Here is a 23,728-nt window from a genome sequence, read left to right on the forward strand (position 1 = left end):
GATGCGGCGACCCTTTGCGGGGTCGCCGCATTGCGTTTGGGATGGTAAAATCAATCCATGACACTTGATCAGACAGGCAGCAAAGTCCGTATCGATAAATGGCTATGGTATGCGCGGTTCTATAAGACCCGTTCGCTTGCCAGCAAGGCATGCCAGTCGGGCCATATCGTTCTGAACGGTCAGTCCGTCTCCAAAGCCAGCGTTACGGTCGTTGTTGGGGATCGGCTGCAATTCTTTCAGGGCCCGCATCTGCGCGTGATCGAAGTGGTGGCACCTGGCGAACGACGTGGCCCCGCCCCCGAAGCCCAGCAGCTTTACGTTGATCACTCGCCACCACGTGTGGCGAAAAAAGAGGTCGCGGCCGATATCCGAACCGCTCCGATTGCTGAACGCGAAGCTGGCAGCGGACGTCCGACCAAGGCCGAAAGGCGCGCAACGGACCGGTTGCGCGGCGATGAATAACTTTTACAGGCTGTAATCTGATCTGACACCAGGTACGGCGCGAACAACATACCGGGTTGTAGAACCTTCAGGATTTTCTTGCCTCCAGCATAGGCATGGGCTATTGATACTATATCAAGGTATAATACACCTACTTTAGTATGGTTTCGCTTCGACTTGGAGAATGACTGCGTTATGAAACGCAAGCCTGGCCTGCATATCGGCACTTTGTCACATCTGGGGGCAGGCCGTTTTGCCATATTGCTCGCAGCATTTGTGATCAACCTGCTGTCGCTGGCACTGCCGGTGACCCTGTTGCAGGTCTATGACCGTGTGCTGCCCCATAATGCCATCCCGACTTTGACCTTGCTTATACTCGGGGTTTTTGGCGCGTTGGTGCTTGAAGCGGCTTTGCGCCTTGGTCGGGCCTACATATCGTCGCTGTCGGCGGCAAAGTTCGAACATAAAAGTTCGCAGGCTGCTGTCGGTCATTTGTTGGCGACAAGTCTTTCCGATTACGAAAAAACCGCACCTGGCCTGCATCTTCAGCGGCTGAACAGTCTGAATGTCCTGCGTGACTTTTATGCCGGGCAGGCAATCGGGGCGGTGATCGATCTGCCGTTCATTATCCTGTTCCTTGGTTTGATTGCCATTATCGGTGGCAAGCTCGTGCTGGTACCGCTGGGCATTCTGTTTGCCTTCATGCTGACCGCGATGATCCTGGGGCGGCGGTTGCGTCGCGCGCTTGATGAACGCAGTCAGGCCGACGAGCGGCGCTATAATTTCATTATCGAAACCCTGACCGGCATTCACACCATCAAGGCGATGGCGATGGAAAACCTGATGATCCGTCGCCATGATCAACTGCAAATCCAGTGTTCGGAGGATGACCTTGTCGCCGCGCGTTGCGCCCATGCCGCGATCAATTCAAGTGCCAGCTTTTCGATGATCACGATGATCCTTGTTGCCGGTGTCGGCAGTCTTCTGGTTATCAATGCCGATCTGACAGTGGGTGGGCTTGCCGCCTGCACGATGCTGGCCGGGCGTTCGATCCAGCCGCTGCAACGTGCCATGGGTCTTTGGACCCAGTTTCAAAGCATTCGGGTTGCGCGTGATCGGTGCCGCGAACTTTTCCGTCTGCCGCCCGAAGATGCCGACGATGCTGCTGAAATGCCGCCGCTTGAAGGGCGTATCGAGCTTGAAGATGTCAGTTTTTCGCACGCGGGCGGGGACACAGTTTTTGAAAATCTGACGCTTGCGATACAGCCCGGTGAATCTGTTGCAATCACCGGTGAAAACGGCACCGGTAAAACCACCTTGCTGTGGCTTCTGATGGGGGCGTTACGCCCTGATCGCGGTTCGGTGCGGCTTGATGGTCGTGATCCCGGTAAATATGCATCGGAATCGATCCGCCGCCAGATTGCCTATCTGCCGCAACATGGTGTGATGTTCAAGGGAACGATCCTTGAAAACATCACATCCTTCCGCAAGGAAATCGGCACGGATCGTGTTGTGGAAATTTCACGGCGTCTGGGGCTTGATGAAATCGTCATGCGCATGCCCGACGGTTACGATACCGAAGTGGGCGGGCAGGCATCCGAAACCCTGCCGCGCGGCGTAAAGCAGCGTATCGCGATTGCGCGTGCCCTGATCGACTATCCGCGCATCGTGCTGTTTGACGAAGCCAACAGTTCGCTTGATATCGCGGGTGACAACATTCTTGCCGGTCTTCTGATTGAACTTCGCAAACATTGTACGCTGGTGATGGTATCGCACCGACCGTCACTGATCGCCCTTGCCGACAGACAATATCGCCTGATGGAAAAACGTCTGGTGCCGGTCCTGCGGCGCAGCGGCACCCAGCCGGTGATCGAGGCAGAAGAAGTCGCACGCGCAGGAGGCCGGTCATGAATATCGAAAACATGGACTTCGCGCTGAATTACCGCATGGGCCTTGCCAGCAATGACGCCCAGTCGGATTTTGATGCCTGCCTGTGGCCTTTGTTGCAGGCGCTTGGCTGGCGTGGGCTGCCCCGTCAGGTCGCAGAAGCATTGCCGCATATGGACGAGGCCCTTGATCTGACCGATTTTCGCAATGTGCTGGCGAACCTGAATTACCGGTCGCGCGAAATCGATACCACATTTGATCGGATCGATGATCGGTTGATGCCCTGTCTGTTCGTGCCCGATAACGGCACCGCACTTGTGGTGATCAAGCCGGAAAATGCTGGCATCCGGGTGTTTGATGGCGGCACCAGCCGCGAAATGGTGATCAAGCCGGTCAATCTTCCCGGGCGGTTGTTCCAGTTTACCCAGGCTGGGCGTCACGAACGGTTTTTTGAAGAGGACAAACGCGGCTGGTTTGGCGGAATAACCGACCGGTTTTCCGCCCTCGGTGGACAGCTTTTGCTGATTACCCTGATGCTGAACCTGATGGCGCTGGCCAGCCCGATTTTCGTAATGGGGATCTATGACCGGGTCATTGGAACGCGGTCGATCCCCATGTTGATCCAGTTCGGGATCGGCATGGGGATTGTCCTGATCCTTGACTGGGTCCTGCGCAATCTGCGCAGCCAGATGGTCAGCCATTTTGGGGCGCGCCTTGATACACTTGTCAGCAGTGCCATTTTCGAACGGCTTCTGTCCCTGCCACCCGCCTTTACCGAACGTGCCCCGGTCGGGGTTCAGATTTCGCGGATTCGCGATTTTGAAAGCGTCCGCGAATTCTTTAGCGGCCCGATGGCGCTTGTCATTCTGGAAATGCCCTTCCTGCCGATCTTCCTGATTGTTCTGGCGATCCTTGGGGGGTGGCTTGCACTTATCCCGATTGGGCTGATCGTTGTTTTTGTCCTGATCGGCCTGGTGTCTTTTCCGGTGGTATCACGACGGGTTTCGGAACTTGGCCGCAATGGTGCGAACCGTCAGGAATTCCTTGTCGAAACGGTCGGCAAGATGCAGGCGTTGAAATATACAGGCACAGAACATCGCTGGCTGTCGCGTTTCCGCGATATTTCGGCCGATACGGCTTATGCCGGGTTCCGGGTGGCAATGATCAATAATCTGATCAACACATCGGCACAGATTCTGATGGTCTCATCCGGGGCGCTTATCCTTGCCTTTGGCGCGGTTCAGGTCATGGCGGGTTCAATGACCGTCGGCGCACTTGTGGCATCGATGATGCTGGCATGGCGTGTACTTGGCCCGATCAATCAGGCGTTTGTCGGTATGCCGCGGCTGGCACAGCTTCGCGGGTCTGTCCGGCAGATAAACCGTCTGATGACGCTGGCACCGGAACGTGATCTGGTGCCGCGCACGGTTGGCCAACGCCGTTTCGAGGGCAATGTCACCTTCTCGCGTGTCAGCTTCCGATATACGCCGGACTCCGATCCGGCTCTGGTCGGGGTGAATTTCGATATCAAGGCCGGACAGGTGGTTGCGGTTGTCGGATCGAACGGGGCGGGCAAGTCATCGCTGATCAAATTGATCGCCGGGATGTATCAGCCACAGGCCGGTGCTGTTCTGATCGACGGCGCGGACATCCGCCAGATGGATCCGCAAACCTTGCGTCAGTCCATTTCCTATGTGCCGCAGGATGTTGAATTTTTCCGTGGATCAATTGCGCAAAACCTGCGCCTTGCCAATCCGATCGCATCACCCGATGAATTGCGGATGGCCTGTATGTCGGCGGGTATTCTTTCGGAAATCGAAGCCCTGCCCGACGGTTTTGAAACACGGATCGGCGATCAGCATTCCTCGCGCTTTTCGACAAGCTTCCTGCAACGCCTGGCACTTGCGCGTGCCTTTGTCCGCGAAGCACCGATCATCCTGTTTGACGAGCCGACCAATGGTCTGGATCAAAAAGCGGATCGGGCATTCCAGCATGCGATCAACCGTCTGCGCGGCGGATCGACGATTTTCCTGATTACCCATCGGCCAAGCCATCTTGATCTGGCCGACCGCATCATTGTTCTTGAAGCAGGTCAGGTGCGCGCCGATGCGCCGCCAGCACGCATCAAGCAGCAGGTGCTTGACGGAGGTTTCCTATGAGCGAAGCAGTTCAGAACACCGCAATTGAACGGTTCCGCCAGTCGCGCCGTATGGCACGCTATCTGTCACATGCCGTCTTGCTCGAAGAAGGCGGGATTTCGGTCTTTGTCCGTTCGGCAATGGTGATGCTTTCGGTTGGCTTTATCGCGCTGATCGCGTGGGCGGCAACCACCCAGATCAAGGAAACGGCAACCACCTTCGGGCAGGTCATGCCGACCGGGGCGGTTAACAAGATCCAGCATCTTGAAGGTGGCATCATTTCCGAAATCATGGTGCGGGATGGTGACTTGGTCGAAAAAGACCAGGTTCTGATGCGGTTGAAACCCGAAGCATCACAGGCCGAACTGTCGCAGGCCGAAACCAGACTGGCCAGCCTGCGTCTTGAAGCCGAACGTTATCGCGCACTTGCCGAATCGCGCGATCCCGACTTCACCCTGCTGATGGACCAGTATCCGGAACTGGCAAAAAACCAGCAGGAAATCTATCGGATCAAAACCGACCTTGATAGCAGCCAGCGCGAAATCCTTGACGTTCAGATCAAGGAACGCAACGCCGAACTGGCCCAGCTCCAGCAGCAGGAAGGGACTTTGCGCCGTTCTGTCGAATTGCTTAACCAAGAAGTGACGATGCGCCGCTCGCTGTATGAACAGGGGCTGAACTCCAAGGTCCTGTTCCTCAATATCCAGCGTGAATTGAACGAAGCGCAGGGCAATCTTTCAAGTGTCATTGCGGAAATGGCGCGTGCGCGTGAAACCATCGCCGAAGCCAATCTGCGCCAGAACGAACTTCGAAACAGCCAGCGCGAGGAAGCGCTAAGTGAACTGGGGCGGCTTGGCGGTGAAATTGCCCAGGCCGATGAAGCGCTGCGCAAGCTTAAGGACCGTGTCGCGCGACTTGAAATCCGCGCCCCGTCCAAGGGTTATATCAAGGGGCTGCAATTTACCACGATCGGCGGGGTGATTGCCCCGGCACAGGTGGTCATGGAGCTGGTTCCGACCGATGATGCACTGGTCGCGGAAACCCGGATTTCGACCGAGGATATCGGTCATGTTCATCTTGGACAGCCGGTGACTGTTAAAGTCAGTGCATTTGACTATATACGATATGGTAGTATCAGTGGTGAATTGGTATCGATATCGGCCTCTACTTTTGTTGATGAAGATGGACGACCGTATTATAAAGGACGGGTGGCACTTGATTCCGACCGGGTCGGTGAGGGTGCCCGCGCTCAGCCGATTATCCCTGGCATGACGGTTCAGGCCGACATCCAGACGGGTGAAAGGACATTGCTGCAATATCTGCTCAAGCCGGTTTATGTCTCGCTTGATCAGGCATTTAGCGAACGCTGAGTTTTCATAATGGTCCCGCTGGAAATGTTCATTTCATTTCTACTGCCTGGCCGCACGTTTCTCTGGTAAAACAGAGGATTCTATACTTTTGTATAGAAATGCGGATCAGGGATTCCCGTCCCGCATTTCTCGGAGAATGGGCTAGATGGCGGACGATCCTCGCGACGCAGAAGACACTCGCAACGAACTGGGCGGAAACCGGGCAGATACCGGTACCGGCGGTGATGATCTTATGCGTGATGATCGCAGTGGCGATGACCCGGACGAGCATGTCGAACTGCATGGTGATCAGAATGGCGATGGTGGCATTCCCAACGAACAGTTGGGCAGTGTTCATTATGGCAATCAGGTCAATAACCCGCAGGGCGAAGACCAACGCCAGTTCCGCCAGCGCAACGCGGGCGATCAACGGGCCGAGGAAACAACCCAGGCCGACGCCACGGAAAAGCAGATAAAGGCCGAGGCCGAGCGGGTCGAGCTTGAAAACAATATCGATACGGTTGGCGAGGGCGCTGAAACTGCTGGTGGCAGCTCAGGAAACGACCCGGTTTCCCTGCGGTCAAACGATGCAGGTGGTGCTGATAACCCGCAACCGGTTTCAACACCCGATACGACCATTGTGCCTGGCGCCCGCGAAGGCGGTGGTGGCCGCTCCGGTCAAAATATTGAAACTGATTTTGCGCCCCGGTCCGCACCGGCATCAGAGGCTGCTGTTGCGGCGGCTGATGTCAGTGCGACGGCTTCCGCCGAACTGGACGAGGTTCTGGAACTCGAAACCCGGAACGAGGTGCCAAAAGTCGCCGACGCACCAAGCCTTTCTGCCACGGATGTTGCCGGTGACGAAGACAGTGCGATCTCGCTTGATGTCTCTGCCGCTCTTCGTGACCTTGATGGCGGCGATGAAACCCTTTCGATCACGATTTCCGGCGTGCCTGATGGGGCGGTTTTATCGGCCGGCACGGATAACGGCGATGGCACATGGTCACTGACGCCAGATCAGCTCGCGGGCCTGACGATCACACCGGGCGGGAACTACAATGGCAGCTTTGATCTTTCAGTAACCGCAACCAGCACCGAGGCCAATGGCAGCACATCATCGACAAGCACAAGCTTCACGGTCGATGTCGAAGCCGTTGCCGATGGTGCAACGCTTGATGTCGGCGATGCCGCCGGTGCCGAAGACAGTGCGATTGCCCTCTCGATTGATACCGAACTGCTCGATGCGAACGAGGGCATCTCGATCACCATCTCAGGCGTTCCCGATGGTGCAACCCTGTCCGCCGGAACCGACAATGGTGACGGCACCTGGACCCTCGACGTCGCCGATCTCGACGGCTTGACAATCACGCCGGGCGAAAATTTCAGCGGCAGCTTCGACCTGACCGTATCTGTCTCGACAACTGACGGCACCGATAGCGCAGTCGTTGTCGAAGAGATTACGGTTGATGTTGCGGGGATCGCAGACGCGCCGACATTGGATGTGTCGGATGCGAGCGGGTCCGAAGACAATGCGATTGCACTCGATATTGACGCGGGTCTAACGGACAGCTCCGAAGTTCTCAATGTCACGATCAGCGGCGTGCCACAGGGCGCGACCCTGTCAGCCGGTACCGATAACGGTGATGGCACTTGGACTCTAAGTCCCGATCAGCTTGCAGGCCTGACGATCACGCCAGCGGATGATTTCAGCGGATCGTTTGATCTGACCGTCACCGCGCAGTCTGCGGATGGCAACGATGTTGCGACCACAACGGGCCGGATTACGGTTGATGTTGCCGGTGTTGCCGATGCTCCGACGCTGGATGTCTCTAACGCCAGTGGTTCGGAAGATTCTGCGATTGCACTCGACATTGATGCAGGCCTGACGGACAGCTCCGAAGTTCTCACCGTTACGATTAGTGGCGTGCCAGAAGGTGCGACCTTGTCTGCGGGTACTGATAATGGTGATGGCACTTGGACTCTGAGTCCCGATCAGCTTGCAGGCCTGACGATCACGCCAGCGGATGATTTCAGCGGATCGTTTGATCTGACGGTGACGGCCCAGTCTGCGGATGGCAGCGACATTGCGACAGCGACGGATACGATCACGGTTGATGTTGCAGGCGTTGCCGATGCCCCGACATTGGACGTTTCTGATGCCAGTGGTTCAGAAGATACGGCGATTGCGCTTGATATTGATGCAGGCTTGACGGACAGCTCCGAAGTTCTCTCTGTTACGATTAGTGGCGTGCCAGAAGGTGCTACCTTGTCTGCAGGTACCGATAACGGTGACGGCAGTTGGACGCTGTCAGCAACCGACCTGAACGGCCTGACGATCACACCAGCGGATGATTTTAGCGGATCGTTTGACCTGACGGTGACCGCGCAGTCAGCGGATGGTGAAGATGTTGCGACCACAACGGGCAGTATTACTGTTGATGTCGCAGGTGTTGCCGATGCACCGACGTTGGATGTCTCTGACGCCAGTAGTTCGGAAGATTCAGCCATTGCTCTCGATATTGATGCAGGCCTGACGGACAGCGGCGAAGTCCTGACGGTGACCATCTCCGGTGTTCCGGAAGGTGCGAACCTGTCTGCGGGTACTGATAATGGTGACGGTAGCTGGACTCTAAGTCCAGATCAGCTTGCAGGACTGACGATTACCCCGGCGGATGATTTCAGTGGGTCGTTTGATCTGGCTGTGACGGCGCAGTCAGCGGATGGTGAAGATGTTGCGACGAGCAGCGGCACGATCACTGTTGATGTTACGGGTGTGGCCGATACGCCGACGCTGGAAGTCTCTGACGCCAGTGGTTCAGAAGATTCGGCGATTACGCTCGACATTGACGCAGGCCTGACGGATAGCTCCGAAGTCCTGACGGTGACCATCTCGGGTGTTCCGGAAGGGGCAACCTTGTCCGCCGGAACCAACAATGGTGATGGCAGTTGGACTCTAAGTCCCGATCAGCTCGCAGGCCTGACGATCACGCCAGCGGATGATTTTAGCGGGTCGTTTGATTTGACCGTCACCGCGCAGTCGGCTGATGGTGACGATGTTGCGACGAGCAGCGGCACGATCACTGTTGATGTTACGGGTGTGGCGGATACGCCGACATTGGACGTTTCTGATGCCCGTGGTTCGGAAGATACGGCGATTGCGCTTGATATTGATGCAGGCCTGACGGACAGCTCCGAAGTTCTAACCGTTACGATCAGCGGCGTGCCAGAGGGCGCGACCCTGTCAGCCGGTACCGATAACGGTGATGGCAGTTGGACTCTAAGTCCCGATCAGCTTGCAGGCCTGACGATTAACCCGTCGGATGATTTCTCCGGCAGCTTCGAGCTTGGTGTGACGGCAACGTCTGCCGATGGCGAAGATATCGCGACCACAACAGGCAGCATTACGGTTGATGTCTCGGGTGTTGCCGATGCGCCGACGTTGGATGTCTCTGACGCCAGTGGTTCGGAAGATTCTGCGATTGCACTCGACATTGATGCAGGTCTGACGGATAGCTCCGAAGTTCTGACCGTTACGATCAGCGGCGTGCCAGAGGGCGCGACCCTGTCAGCCGGTACCGATAACGGTGATGGCAGCTGGACTCTAAGTCCCGATCAGCTTGCAGGCCTGACGATCACGCCAGCGGATGATTTCTCCGGCAGCTTCGAGCTTGGTGTGACGGCAACGTCTGCCGATGGCGAAGATATCGCGACAAAAACGGGCAGTATTACTGTTGATGTCGCAGGTGTCGCCGATGACCCGACGTTGGATGTTACGGATGCATCTGGCAACGAAGATTCTGCGATTGCACTCGACATTGATGCAGGCCTGACGGACAGCTCCGAAGTTCTGAGTGTCACGATCAGCGGCGTTCCGGAAGGTGCGACCCTGTCAGCCGGTACCGATAACGGTGATGGCAGTTGGACGCTGTCAGCAACCGACCTGAACGGCCTGACGATCACACCAGCGGACGATTTCAGCGGATCGTTTGACCTGATGGTCACCGCGCAATCTGCGGATGGTGAAGATGTTGCGACCACAACAGGCAGCATTACGGTTGATGTTGCCGGTGTTGCCGATGCTCCGACGCTGGATGTCTCCGGCGCCAGTGGTTTGGAAGATTCGGCCATTACGCTCGACATTGACGCAGGCCTGACGGACAGCGGTGAAGTTCTAACCGTTACGATCAGTGGTGTGCCAGAAGGTGCGAAGCTGTCTGCGGGCACCGATAACGGTGATGGCAGCTGGACGCTATCTGCTGCCGACCTGAACGGTCTGACGATTACACCAGCGGATGATTTTAGCGGATCGTTTGACCTTACGGTCACCGCGCAGTCTGCGGATGGCAACGATGTTGCGACCACAACGGGCAGCATTACGGTTGATGTCGCAGATGTTGCCGATGCTCCGACGCTGGAAGTTTCGGATGCTTCGGGTTACGAAGATTCTGCGATTGCACTCGATATTGACGCGGGCCTGACGGACAGCTCCGAAGTTCTAACCGTTACGATCAGCGGCGTTCCGGATGGTGCAACCTTGTCGGCTGGAACCAATAATGGTGATGGCAGATGGACGCTGTCAGCAGCCGACCTCAACGGCCTGTCGATTACCCCGGCGGAGGACTTTAGTGGATCGTTTGATCTGACAGTCACCGCGCAGTCTGCTGATGGCAGCGATATCGCCACCGCGACGGATACGATTACGGTTGATGTCGCGGGTGTTGCCGATACGCCGACGTTGGATGTCTCTGACACCAGTGGTTCAGAAGATTCGGCGATTACGCTCGACATTGACGCAGGCCTGACGGACTCCAGCGAAGTGCTGACGGTGACCATCTCTGGTGTCCCGGAAGGGGCAACTTTGTCCGCGGGCACCGATAACGGTGACGGCACCTGGGCTCTTGGTTCCGATCAACTCGCAGGCCTGACGATCACGCCAGCAGATGATTTCTCCGGCAGCTTCGAGCTTGGTGTGACCGCAACGTCGGCAGATGGTTCTGATGTAGCAACCACGACCGGTTCAATCACGGTTGATGTTGCCGGTGTGGCCGATGCACCGACGCTGGAAGTATCGGATGCTTCGGGTTACGAAGACCGGCCAATTGCGCTTGATCTTGACGCTGTCCTGACAGACGCCAGTGAAGTTCTCTCTGTCACCATCTCCGGTTTTCCGGATGGCGCAAGGCTCTCTGCCGGTACGAACAATGGTGACGGCAGCTGGACGCTGAGCCCGGATCAACTTGATGGCCTCAGAGTCAGGCCGCCGTACAACTATAGTGGCGCGTTTGAGCTTGATGTAACGGCCCAGTCTGTGGACGGGTCGGATATTGCCACGACAAGCGGCTCAATCACGGTTGATGTCGAAGGCGTCGCAGACCGACCGACGCTTGATGTGTCGGATGCGCAGGGTCTTGAGGATACAGCGATTGCGCTCGATATTGATGCCGCGCTGACAGATTCCAGCGAGGTGTTGAGCGTCACCGTAAGCGGTGTGCCCGATGGTGCGGAACTGTCTGCCGGGACCGACAATGGTGACGGCACATGGACGTTGGATGCCGATGAGCTTGCAGGACTGACGATCACACCACCGGAAAACTTCAGTGGCGCGTTTGATCTTAAGGTGGTCGCACGATCCACAGATGGCGATTCTGTTGCATCAACATCCGATCCGGTGCGTCTTCTGACGCGCAGCGGCAACAGCACAATTACCGTTGAGGTGACCGGTGTCGCGGATGCTCCGACACTCGAAGTAAGTGATGCGTCTGGCAACGAGGACAATGTTATTGCCCTCGACATTGATGCCGGTCTGACGGATTCCAGCGAAACTCTGACGGTCACGATCTCTGGTGTTCCGAATGGTGCAACCCTGTCTGCGGGCACCGACAATGGTGATGGCACCTGGACGCTGGGCTCTGATCAGCTTGAAGGTCTGACGATCACCCCGGCGGATGACTTCAGCGGTTCGTTTGATCTGGGTGTGATGGCGACCTCTGCCGATGGTTCAGACGTTGCGACCACGACGGGTTCGATTACGGTTGATGTTGCCGGTGTTGCGGATGCACCGACGCTCGGCGTCAGTGATGCCAGCGGCAACGAAGACAGTGCCATTGCTTTGAATATTGACGCTGGTTTGGCTGATTCCACTGAAACGCTGACAATTACGATTAGCGGGGTCCCAGAAGGTGCGACGCTGTCGGTAGGTACTGACAACGGTGACGGTACATGGACACTGACAAGTGATGAACTGGAAGGTATCAGCGTTACACCACCGTCTGATTTCAGCGGTAGTTTTGACCTTGAAATTACTGCAAGTACGCAGGATGGCACCGATATCGCATCGGTTACCGACACCGTTATGGTGGACGTGGCCGGTGTGGCCGACGCGCCGACGCTTGATGTCAGTGACGCGTCTGGCAACGAGGACAATGGTATCGCCCTCGACATCGACGCCGCTCTTGCTGACAGCTCGGAGACTCTCACTGTCACCATTAGGGGCGTTCCGAATGGCGCGACCCTGTCGGCAGGGACCGATAATGGCGACGGGACCTGGACGCTGGGTTCGGATCAGCTTGACGGTCTGACGATTACGCCTGCGGATGACTTCAGTGGTTCGTTTGATCTTGATGTGACGGCGTCCTCTGCCGATGGTTCAGACGTTGCGACCACGACGGGTTCGATTACGGTTGATGTCGCTGGTGTTGCGGATGCGCCGACACTGGAAGTATCTGACGCCTCTGGCGACGAAGACAGTGCGATTGCACTTGATATTGACGCAGGCCTGACGGACAGCTCCGAAGTACTGACAGTGACCATCTCCGGTGTTCCGGATGGGGCAACCCTGTCTGCGGGCACCGATAACGGAGATGGCACCTGGACGTTGACCCCTGCACAGCTTGAAGCTCTTACGATCACACCATCGGAGAACTATTGGGGCAACTTTGAGCTGACCGTTACGGCCACATCGGTTGATGGTGAGGACAGTGCAAGCATCTCACAGGTGCTGCAGATCGAAGTGATTGACGATCCGAATGAGAGCGTGATTGGTACGACCGGTTCTGATGAAATCACGACCGCTGAAGGTAATGATTATGTAGAAGGCCTGAGCGGCAACGATATTATCAATTCCGGTACAGGTAATGATACCAACTATGGCGGCAGCGGCGATGACATTATTGATGCAGGCGAGGGTAATGATATCGTCTATGGCGGCAGCGGCCATGACATCATTGATGCCGGTCAGGGTAATGATACCGTCCATGGCGGCAGCGGACGTGACACGATCAGCGGCGGCGAGGGTGAGGATTATATCAATGCCGGTGGCTCGGATGACATTGTAACTGGCGGTGCCGGAGACGACACGATCTACGGTGGCAACGGTCGTGACACGATTTCGGGCGGCGACGGCAGTGATTACATTAATGCCGGAAATTCTGATGACATCGTGGATGGCGGTGCAGGTAACGACACCGTTATTGGCGGCGGCGGCAAGGATACCCTTGATGGGGGTGACGGCACGGATACGCTTTATGGCGGTAGTTCCAACGACAGGCTGACAGGGTCGGGCGATGACAGGCTTTATGGCGAGGCCGGAAATGACGAGATCAATTACACCGTCGATCTGAGCGCAGAGGGAACCGGCATTGTCGATGGCGGTTCAAACACCGATACATTGAAGCTTTATCTGAGTTCGGATCAGCTTTCAGGCGATGGTGTTCTTGAAGCATTGCAGGACCTCAAAGCCCATGTCGAAAGCGGTGAGGGCGGCAGCCTGATGCTTGACGCACTCGGGGTCGAGGTCAGCAATATCGAGAATCTCGAAATTTATGTCGATGGTGCGTCCTATAACCCGGCGGCAGAGGCTCCGGCACTGGATGTCGCTGATGCCACGGGTGCCGAGGATGGCGGCGCGATTGCCCTTGATATTGATGCGTCGCTTGGCGACGCAACCGAAATCCTGAGCATCACCATTTCTGGTGTGCCCGAAGGTGCCACCCTGTCTGCCGGAACCGATAACGGAGACGGTAGCTGGACGCTGGAGGCCGCAGACCTTGAAGGTTTGACGATTACACCGGCCGATGATTACAGCGGTACATTCGATCTTAGCGTTACGGCAACTTCAAGTGCTGGCGATGACAGTGCATCGACCAGCCAGGTCATCACTGTTGATGTCAGTGCAGTTGCAGATGCACCGACTTTGACCGTGTCGGATGCATCGGGCAGCGAAGACAGCGCGATTGGTCTGGATGTCGATGCGGGGCTGACAGATACCAGCGAAACGATGACCATCACCATCAGCGGTGTTCCCGATGGGGCCAGCCTGTCGGCTGGGACCAATAACGGTGATGGCAGCTGGACGTTGTCAGCAACCGACCTGAACGGTCTGACGATCACACCAGCGAATGACTTCAGTGGTTCGTTTGATTTGACGGTGACGGCGCAGTCGGCTGATGGTGACGATGTTGCGACGAGCAGCGGCACGATCACTGTTGATGTTGCCGGTGTCGCCGATGCGCCGACGCTTGAAGTCTCTGACACCAGTGGTTCAGAAGATTCTGCGATTGCGCTCGATATTGACGCAGGCCTGACGGACAGCTCCGAAGTTCTAACCGTTACGATCAGCGGCGTGCCTGAAGGTGCGACCTTGTCCGCCGGAACCAACAACGGCGATGGCAGTTGGACATTATCTGCTGCCGACCTGAACGGTCTGACGATCACACCAGCGGATGACTTCAGCGGATCGTTTGACCTGACGGTCACGGCGCAGTCGGCTGATAGTGACGATGTTGCGACGAGCAGCGGCACGATCACTGTTGATGTCACGGGTGTCGCCGATGCGCCGACTTTGGGAGTCTCTGACGCCAGTGGTTCGGAAGATTCGGCGATTGCACTCGACATTGACGCAGGCCTGACGGACAGCTCCGAAGTTCTAAGTGTCACGATCAGCGGCGTGCCAGAGGGCGCGACCCTGTCAGCCGGTACCGATAACGGTGATGGCAGCTGGACTCTAAGTCCCGATCAGCTTGCAGGCCTGACGATTACCCCGTCGGATGATTTCTCCGGCAGCTTCGAGCTTGGTGTGACGGCAACGTCTGCCGATGGCGAAGATATCGCGACCACAACGGGCAGTATTACGGTTGATGTTGCTGGTGTTGCCGATGCGCCGACGCTGGAAGTCTCTGACACCAGTGGTTCGGAAGATTCGGCGATTGCACTCGACATTGATGCAGGCCTGACGGACAGCTCCGAAGTTCTGAGTGTCACGATCAGCGGCGTTCCGGAAGGTGCGACCCTGTCAGCCGGTACCGATAACGGTGATGGCAGCTGGACTCTAAGTCCCGCTCAGCTTGCAGGCCTGACGATTACCCCGTCGGATGATTTCTCCGGCAGCTTCGAGCTTGGTGTGACGGCAACGTCTGCCGATGGCGAAGATATCGCGACCACAACGGGCAGTATTACTGTTGATGTTGCAGGTGTGGCAGATACGCCGACATTGGAAGTTTCTGATGCCAGTGGTTCGGAAGATTCGGCGATTACGCTCGACATTGACGCAGGCCTGACGGACAGCGGTGAAGTTCTAACCGTTACGATCAGCGGCGTGCCTGAAGGTGCGACCTTGTCTGCCGGTGCCGATAACGGTGACGGCAGTTGGACACTGTCGGCGGCTGACCTGAACGGCCTGACGATCACACCAGCGGACGATTTCAGCGGATCGTTTGATCTGGCGGTCACCGCGCAATCTGCGGATGGTGACGATGTTGCGACGAGCAGCGGAACGATCACTGTTGATGTTACGGGTGTGGCCGATACGCCGACGTTGGATGACTCTGATGCCAGTGGTTCAGAAGATTCGGCCATTGCGCTGGATATTGATGCTGGTCTCACGGACTCCAGCGAAGTTCTAACCGTTACGATCAGTGGCGTGCCAGAAGGTGCGAACCTTTCTGCCGGTACCGATAACGGTGACGGCAGTTGGACGCTGTCGGCGGCCGACCTGAACGGTCTGACGATCACGCCAGCGGATGACTTCAGCGGATCGTTTGACCTGACCGTCACCGCGCAGTCGGCTGATGGTGATGATGTTGCGACCACAACAGGCAGCATTACGGTTGATGTTGCCGGTGTTGCCGATGCGCCGACGCTGGAAGTTTCGGATGCATCTGGTAACGAAGATTCGGCCATTGCGCTCGATATTGACGCAGGCCTGACGGACAGCTCCGAGGTTCTGAGTGTCACGATCAGCGGCGTGCCGGAAGGTGCGACGTTGTCTGCCGGAACCAACAACGGCGATGGCAGCTGGACATTATCTGCTGCCGACCTGAATGGTTTGACGATCACCCCGGCGGATGATTTTAGCGGATCGTTCGATCTGACGGTGACTGCGCAGTCAGCGGATGGCAGCGACATTGCGACAGCGACGGATACGATCACGGTTGACGTCACAGGTGTAGCAGATTTACCGACGCTTGATGCCGCAGATGCCTCTGGCTCCGAAGACAGCGCGATTGCTCTGGATATTGATGCCGGTCTGACGGATAGCTCCGAAGTTCTCACCGTTACGATTAGTGGCGTGCCAGAAGGTGCAACCTTGTCGGCAGGTACGGATAACGGCGATGGCAGCTGGACCTTGTCGACGGTCGACCTCAACGGTCTGTCGATTACCCCGGCGGAGGACTTTAGTGGTTCATTTGATCTGACGGTGACCGCGCAGTCTGCGGATGGCAGCGATATCGCCACCGCGACGGATACGATTACGGTTGATGTGGCGGGTGTCGCCGATGCGCCGACACTGGAAGTATCCAATGCAAGCGGATACGAAGACAGGACAATTGCGCTGGACATCGATGCGGGCGTAACGGATTCGAGCGAAGCCTTGACCGTTACCATTTCCGGCGTTCCGGATGGTGCAAGGCTGACGGCAGGCACGAACAATGGTGATGGAAGCTGGACTCTTGATGCTGGAGACCTGGATGGTCTCAGGATCCGTCCGGTTCACAACTATAGTGGTTCGTTTGATCTTGGTGTCACGGCACAATCTGCGGATGGAAGCGATATTGCCAGCGCAAGCGGCATCATCACAGTTGAGGTTGCGGGCGTTGCCGACAGGCCATTGCTTGATGTGTCTGATGCATCGGGCAATGAAGATTCAGCTATCGCTCTGGATATTGATGCATCGCTCACCGATGATAGCGAAGTTCTGACAGTTACGGTAAGCGGCGTTCCGGAGGGAGCCATCCTCTCGGCAGGCACCAATAATGGCGATGGCAGCTGGACGCTGGGGGCTGACGACCTTGAAGGCCTGACAATCACCCCGCCTGAAAACTTTAGCGGTTCTTTCGACCTTTCTGTTGTTGCCCGGTCCACAGACGGAGATTCTTCGGCATCGACATCAGACCCAATTCGGTTAACGCGCACCCCACATTTTGGGAGCAACACGATCACCGTAGAGGTCACGGGGGTTGCAGATGCCCCGACACTTGATGTTGCGGACGCCAGTGGTTCCGAAGACAGCGCAATTGCACTTGATATTGATGCGGGCCTGACGGACAGCTCCGAAGTTCTGAGTGTCACGATCAGCGGCGTGCCAGAGGGCGCGACCCTGTCAGCCGGTACCGATAACGGTGATGGCAGTTGGACTCTAAGTCCCGATCAGCTTGCAGGCCTGACGATTACCCCGTCGGATGATTTCTCCGGCAGCTTCGAGCTTGGTGTGACGGCAACGTCTGCCGATGGCGAAGATATCGCGACAACAACGGGCAGTATTACTGTTGATGTCGCAGGTGTCGCCGATGCCCCGACGTTGGATGTTACGGATGCATCTGGCAACGAAGATTCTGCGATTGCACTCGACATCGATGCAGGCCTGACGGATTCCGGCGAAGTGCTGACGGTAACCATCTCCGGCGTTCCGGAAGGTGCGACCTTGTCTGCTGGAACAGATAACGGTGATGGCACATGGACGCTGGGTTCGGGCGATCTTGAAGGCCTGACGATCACGCCAGCGGATGATTTCTCCGGTAGCTTCGAGCTTGGTGTGACGGCAACGTCTGCCGATGGCGAAGATATCGCGACCACAACAGACAGCATTACGGTTGATGTTGCCGGTGTCGCCGATGCGCCGACGCTGGAAGTCTCTGACACCAGTGGTTCAGAAGATTCGGCGATTGCACTCGACATTGACGCAGGCCTGACGGACAGCTCCGAAGTTCTGACCTTTACGATCAGCAGCGTGCCAGAGGGCGCGACCCTGTCAGCCGGTACCGATAACGGTGACGGCAGCTGGACTCTAAGTCCCGATCAGCTTGCAGGCCTGACGATCACGCCAGCTGATGATTTTAGCGGATCGTTTGATCTGATGGTGACGGCAACGTCTGCCGATGGCGAAGATATCGCGACCACAACGGGCAGTATTACTGTTGATGTCGCAGGTGTCGCCGATGCGCCGACGTTGGATGTTACGGATGCATCTGGCAACGAAGATTCGGCGATTGCACTCGACATTGATGCAGGCCTGACGGACAGCTCCGAAGTTCTAACCGTTACGATCAGCGGCGTGCCAGAAGGTGCGACCTTGTCTGCAGGTACCGATAACGGTGACGGCAGTTGGACGCTGTCAGCAACCGACCTGAACGGCCTGACGATCACACCAGCGGATGACTTCAGCGGATCGCTTGACCTGACGGTCACCGCGCAATCTACGGATGGCAGCGACATTGCGACGAGCAGCGGCACGATCACTGTTGATGTTGCAGGCGTTGCTGACGCACCGACTTTGAACGTCTCTGAGTCGAGTGGTTCGGAAGATTCCGCCATTGCGCTGGATATTGATGCTGGTCTCACGGACTCCAGCGAAGTTTTGACCGTCACGATTAGCGGCGTGCCAGAAGGTGCGACCTTGTCCGCCGGAACCAACAACGGTGACGGCAGTTGGACACTGTCGGCGGCTGACCTGAACGGTCTGACGATTACACCAGCGGATGATTTTAGCGGATCGTTTGACCTGACAGTCACCGCGCAATCTGCGGATGGCAGCGACATTGTGACCACAACAGGCAGAATTACGGTTGATGTTGCCGGTGTTGCCGATGCGCCGACGCTGGAAGTCTCTGACACCAGTGGTTCAGAAGATTCTGCGATTGCACTCGACATTGATGCAGGCCTGACGGATAGCGGTGAAGTTCTAACCGTTACGATCAGTTGTGTGCCAGAAGGTGCGGCCTTATCTGCCGGTACCGATAACGGTGATGGCAGTTGGACACTGTCGGCGGCTGACCTGAACGGTCTGACGATTACACCAGCGGATGATTTTAGCGGATCGTTTGATCTGGCGGTCACCGCGCAATCTGCGGATGGCAGCGACATTGCGACCACAACAGGCAGCATTACGGTTGATGTTGCCGGTGTTGCCGATGCGCCGACACTTGATCTGTCTGATGCCAGTGGGGACGAGGGCAATGCTGTTGCGCTTGATATCGACGCAGGCCTGACGGACAGCAGTGAGACCCTGACGATTATCATCAGTGGTGTACCGGGCGGTGCGACCCTGTCTGCCGGGACCGATAACGGGAACGGTACCTGGACGCTGAGCCCGGCCCAGTTGAGTGGCCTGAGCCTGACCCCGGCAAGTGATTATTTCGGGACGTTCGAGCTGACGGTCTCGGCCCAGTCGCGTGATGGCAGCGATACCGCCACGACGACGGCGATCCTTCTGGTCACGATTGAGGAAGAAGCCGCCGATCCCAATGAAACCCGTTGGGGGTCGGAAGCAAGCGAGATGTTCCAGACCGGTTCCGGCAACGATACCATCGGCGCGGGTGGCGGTCATGACACCATCTGGACCAATGCGGGCAACGATACGATCTGGGCCGGGAACGGCAATGACGTCATTTATGCCGGTGACGGTGATGACAGCATCACCGGCGATGGGGGCAGCGATTATATCAATGCCGGTGCGGGCAATGACATCGTCCATGGTGGCGAGGGCACGAATACCATCTATGCCGGAGAAGGTAATGACTATGTCACCGGCGGCAGCGGCGATGACAAAATCCACGCCAGCGGTGGTGACAATATTGTCTATGCCAACGAAGGTACGAACACCGTTCAGACCGGCGAGGGCAACGACACCATCTATACCGGCAGCGGCCGGGACACCATTGTTGGGGGGGATGGCAACAACGTCGTCAATGCAGGTGAAGGCGATAACCGCATCTGGACCGGGACCGGCAATGACACGATCCGTGTCGGAAGCGATGACGATTATATCGATGCCGGGGATGGCGACAACACGATCACGGGCGGCGAAGGCCGCAATACCATCCTTGGCGGCAGTGGCGATGACAGCATCACGACCGGCAGCGGTAAGGATACGGTCGCGTCTGGTGACGGCAATGATCGCATTGATGTTGGCGGCGGGGATAATACCGTATGGGGCGAGGGCGGCAACGACTCGATCCATGGCGGATACGGTGATGACACCTTCCTTGGCGGTGACGGTAACGACATCCTGAATGCGGACGGCGGATCGAACTATTTTGACGGCGGATCGGGCAACGATACCCTAACCACCGGCTGGGGGCGCGATACGCTGTATGGCGGATCGGGTGACGACACGATTGATGGCGGTGGCGACAAAGACCGTCTTTATGGTGACGATGGCAATGACACCCTGATTGGCGGTGCGGGGAAAGATACCCTGTCTGGTGGTGCCGGGAATGACATGCTGCTGGGTGGGGATGATGACGACACGCTGATTGGCGGCACCGGCGATGACCAGCTTTACGGTGGTGGCGGGTCGGATCTGTTTATTTTCAACATGGGTGACGGGGCGGACCATGTGGACGGTGGGGCCAATGGATGGACCACCGATACCATCGAATTGCATAGTGCCAATGGTGGCAATATCGATTCGAGTGACTGGACCCTGGTTCTGGATGAAGGCAGCATTACGAAATCGAAACACAACTATATGGAACTCTCCACCGATTCGTCGGGAACCATTGTGTTTTCTGATGGAACCGAGTTGACATTTTCCAATGTCGAACGTATCGAGTGGTGACGAAAAGACGATTTGGATGCCGTCGGGACGCAATCTCGGCGGCATTGTCGGTTTTCTGGGGGAACTCACCCTGTCGCGATTGACAGCCATGGTGTGAAGTCCTATACAGCGGACCTCGAATTTTATCGGATTACCTTTATTAGAACGGAGTAAGTGCAGTGAAGCGCACCTACCAGCCAAGCAAACTCGTACGGAAACGCCGCCACGGCTTCCGTTCCCGCAGCGCGACCGTCGGTGGCCGCCGTGTGCTTACCGCACGCCGCGCCAAGGGCCGCAAGCGTCTGTCGGCCTAATGTTGTGACCGTTTCGGTGGAACGCTTGAAAAAGCGCGCAGAGTTTCTTCGCGTCGCAGGCACCCGCCGGAAATGGGTTACACAAGGATTGATCCTTCAGGGCGCTCCGCGTCCCGGGATCAAACCGGACACAGAATACGCCGGTGAAGATCGACTTGCACGAGTCGGGTTTACCGTCACCAAAAAGGTGGGCAAGGCCGTCGTTCGCAATCGCGTTCGGCGGCGTTTGCGTGCCGTGGCGGACCAATTGATGGCGGATATGGCATTGCCCGGTTGGGATTATGTCGTGATCGGTCGTCAGCAGACCATTGACCGGGATTTTGAAAAACTGGTTGATGATATGCGGTTTGCCCTGCGGCGTATTCCGGATGCCAAACCTTCCGCCCCCGATAGCCAGCGCCCCCGCAAGGGACGTGGATCAAGGCCCGGTGGTGCGACGAAGGCAGGAGACTCTGCTAAATGAGTAACCTTCCCGGATCGAATGTGGGCCCCTTGGCGCGTCTTCTTCAAATCGCGGTTCGCGGCTACCAGCTCTTTTTATCGCCCTATATCGGGTGGTCCTGCAGATATCAGCCGACCTGTTCGGCTTATATGATGGAGGCACTTGCCCGCCATGGGGCAATAAAAGGCGGCTGGATGGGTTTTAAACGGATAATGCGTTGCCATCCATGGGGTGGTCATGGTTATGATCCCGTGCCCGGATGTGGCTGTGAACAAAACAAAGCGCCGTCGGAGGATGAACTCCGGTTAACGGCGCTTTAGTCATGTAAATAGAATACCGGTCAGGCGTCTTGCGCCGCCGGACGAAAGCGGAAAGAGGCGATGAACGAACAACGTAACCTGTGGATTGCGATTGCAGCTTCGGTCGCAATCCTTGTCGGGTTCCAATTCTTTTTCGCTCCCGAACCTGCGCCGCAGGATCGAGAAGCGCAAGTTCGCGAACAACTTGACGTCAATGGCAATACTGCTCCGCAGTCTGCCTCGAACGTGCCCAGCGTACCAGGTGGTGCAGCACCGGCGGCTCCGGTCGTCAACCGCGACGCAGCACTTGCAAAAGCTCCGCGTATCAAGATTGAAACCCCGCGCGTCGAGGGTTCGATCCGTCTGGTTGGTGGCGTGATTGACGACATCCAGTTGCAGGATTACCGCGAGACCGAAGAACCGGACAGCCCGCTGATCCACGTTCTGAACCCGACCGGTAGCGACAATGCGTACTTTGCCGAATTCGGCTGGGTTGCCGCAGACAGGTCGGTCAGTGTTCCCAATAGCGACACCCAGTGGACGGCAAGCTCCAACGAGCTTACCCCGTCAAAACCGGTAACGCTGAGCTGGAACAACGGCAGCGGCCTGACCTTCAACCGCGAGATTTCGATCGACGACAATTATATGTTCTCGATCAAGCAGTCGGTGAAAAACGACAGTGGTTCGGACGTTACGCTGTATCCGTACGGCCTGATTTCGCGCAAGGGCAAGCCGACCACGGCAGGGTTCTATATCCTGCATGAAGGTCCGCTTGGCGTCATTGACGGCACCCTGACGGAAATCGATTATGACGATCTTGCCGAAGACGGTGCCGTGGAAAAGAAAACCACTGGCGGCTGGCTTGGCATTACCGACAAATACTGGCTGGTTGCGCTGGCACCGTCCTCGGACGAGGCACTGACCACGCGTTTCAGCCACCATGTTGCCGAGAATTCCGACAAGTACCAGACGGATTATCTTGGTGCGGCCCGCACGGTTGCGGCCGGTTCCGAAGCCGCTTCGGAAACCCGTCTGTTTGCCGGTGCCAAGGAAGTGTCGCTTCTTGATCAGTATGCCAATGACTATGGTATTACGAATTTCGACCTCGCGATTGATTTCGGCTGGTTCTACTTCCTGACCAAACCGTTCTTCCTGTTCCTGCAGTGGCTGAACCATCTGGTGGGCAACTTCGGCGTTTCCATCCTGATCTTCACGGTCCTTGTGAAGGCGGTGATGTATCCGCTGGCCAACAAGTCGTACAAATCCATGAGTGCGATGAAGAAACTGCAGCCGCAAATCACCAAGATGCGCGAGCAGTTCAAGGATGACCGTCAGCGTCAGCAGCAGGAAATGATGGCGCTTTACAAGCGCGAGAAGATCAACCCGGCATCGGGTTGCCTGCCGATCGTGGTCCAGATTCCGGTGTTCTTCGCACTTTACAAGGTGCTGTTCGTGAACATCGAAATGCGTCACGCACCGTTCTTTGGCTGGATTCAGGACCTTTCGGCACCGGACCCGACCTCGCTGTTCAATCTGTTTGGCCTGATCCCGTGGGATCCGCCGCAGATGCTGATGATCGGTGTCTGGCCGCTGATCATGGGGGTCACCATGTTCCTGCAGCAGAAACTGAACCCGGCACCGGCTGATCCGACGCAGGCCAAGATCATGATGTTCCTGCCGCTGATCTTTACCTTCATGCTGGCAAGCTTCCCGGCGGGTCTTGTGATCTACTGGGCATGGAACAACCTGCTGTCGATCGCACAACAGCGTTACATCATGTACAAAATGGGGATTTGATCCCCATCCTCTCCGCGGGGCGGGCAACCG

9 protein-coding genes are annotated in these 23,728 nt (G+C 56.9%); all 9 read left to right on the forward strand.

Annotated features, from left to right (window positions below; genetic code table 11):
- Positions 1-57 precede the first annotated feature (57 nt).
- The 9 genes from IT971_RS02595 to yidC all read left to right on the forward strand — a co-directional run bounded on the left by IT971_RS02595 (position 58) and on the right by yidC (position 23,698).
- Positions 58-462: an RNA-binding S4 domain-containing protein gene (locus IT971_RS02595; RefSeq protein ID WP_063093053.1), complete on the forward strand. Its 405-nt coding sequence runs from the start codon at positions 58-60 to the stop codon at positions 460-462.
- A gap of 174 nt (positions 463-636) precedes the next feature.
- A complete protein-coding gene (locus IT971_RS02600; protein WP_063093052.1) occupies positions 637-2,352 on the forward strand; it encodes a peptidase domain-containing ABC transporter in 1,716 nt (571 codons plus the stop codon).
- Positions 2,349-4,487 (forward strand): peptidase domain-containing ABC transporter, encoded by a 2,139-nt coding sequence (locus IT971_RS02605; RefSeq protein WP_063093051.1) that lies wholly within the window; start codon positions 2,349-2,351, stop codon positions 4,485-4,487. The genes IT971_RS02600 and IT971_RS02605 overlap by 4 nt, the downstream gene beginning before the upstream one ends.
- Positions 4,484-5,836: an HlyD family type I secretion periplasmic adaptor subunit gene (locus tag IT971_RS02610; RefSeq protein ID WP_007088893.1), complete on the forward strand. Its 1,353-nt coding sequence runs from the start codon at positions 4,484-4,486 to the stop codon at positions 5,834-5,836. The genes IT971_RS02605 and IT971_RS02610 overlap by 4 nt, the downstream gene beginning before the upstream one ends.
- 145 nt (positions 5,837-5,981) lie before the next feature.
- Entirely contained in the window at positions 5,982-20,867 is a 14,886-nt protein-coding gene (locus IT971_RS02615; RefSeq protein ID WP_196871105.1) for an Ig-like domain-containing protein, read from the forward strand.
- 158 nt (positions 20,868-21,025) lie between these two features.
- Positions 21,026-21,160 carry a 50S ribosomal protein L34 gene (gene rpmH / locus IT971_RS02620; protein WP_007091264.1) on the forward strand — a complete coding sequence of 45 codons (135 nt, stop codon included), beginning with the start codon at positions 21,026-21,028 and terminating at the stop codon, positions 21,158-21,160.
- 16 nt (positions 21,161-21,176) lie between these two features.
- Complete coding sequence (gene rnpA / locus IT971_RS02625) at positions 21,177-21,623, forward strand: ribonuclease P protein component (protein WP_230729395.1); 447 nt, start codon at positions 21,177-21,179, stop codon at positions 21,621-21,623.
- Positions 21,620-21,922 (forward strand): membrane protein insertion efficiency factor YidD, encoded by a 303-nt coding sequence (gene yidD / locus IT971_RS02630; protein ID WP_062950731.1) that lies wholly within the window; start codon positions 21,620-21,622, stop codon positions 21,920-21,922. Before rnpA ends, yidD begins: the two co-directional genes overlap by 4 nt.
- Before the next feature lie 60 nt (positions 21,923-21,982).
- On the forward strand, positions 21,983-23,698 hold the full coding sequence (yidC, locus tag IT971_RS02635; protein ID WP_007091261.1) for a membrane protein insertase YidC: 1,716 nt from the start codon (positions 21,983-21,985) through the stop codon (positions 23,696-23,698).
- Positions 23,699-23,728: the final 30 nt, after the last annotated feature.

The organism is Thalassospira sp. B30-1 (genome assembly GCF_015767575.1).
GTDB classification, from domain to species: domain Bacteria; phylum Pseudomonadota; class Alphaproteobacteria; order Rhodospirillales; family Thalassospiraceae; genus Thalassospira; species Thalassospira xiamenensis.

What these genes read in the sequence shown, in the direction of transcription:
- IT971_RS02600 (WP_063093052.1), top strand. Translation starts at nt 637, where the DNA reads ATGAAACGCAAGCCTGGCCTGCATATCGGCACTTTGTCACATCTGGGG.
- IT971_RS02615 (WP_196871105.1), top strand. Translation starts at nt 5,982, where the DNA reads ATGGCGGACGATCCTCGCGACGCAGAAGACACTCGCAACGAACTGGGC.
- yidD (WP_062950731.1), top strand. Translation starts at nt 21,620, where the DNA reads ATGAGTAACCTTCCCGGATCGAATGTGGGCCCCTTGGCGCGTCTTCTT.
- IT971_RS02605 (WP_063093051.1), top strand. Translation starts at nt 2,349, where the DNA reads ATGAATATCGAAAACATGGACTTCGCGCTGAATTACCGCATGGGCCTT.
- yidC (WP_007091261.1), top strand. Translation starts at nt 21,983, where the DNA reads ATGAACGAACAACGTAACCTGTGGATTGCGATTGCAGCTTCGGTCGCA.
- IT971_RS02595 (WP_063093053.1), top strand. Translation starts at nt 58, where the DNA reads ATGACACTTGATCAGACAGGCAGCAAAGTCCGTATCGATAAATGGCTA.
- IT971_RS02610 (WP_007088893.1), top strand. Translation starts at nt 4,484, where the DNA reads ATGAGCGAAGCAGTTCAGAACACCGCAATTGAACGGTTCCGCCAGTCG.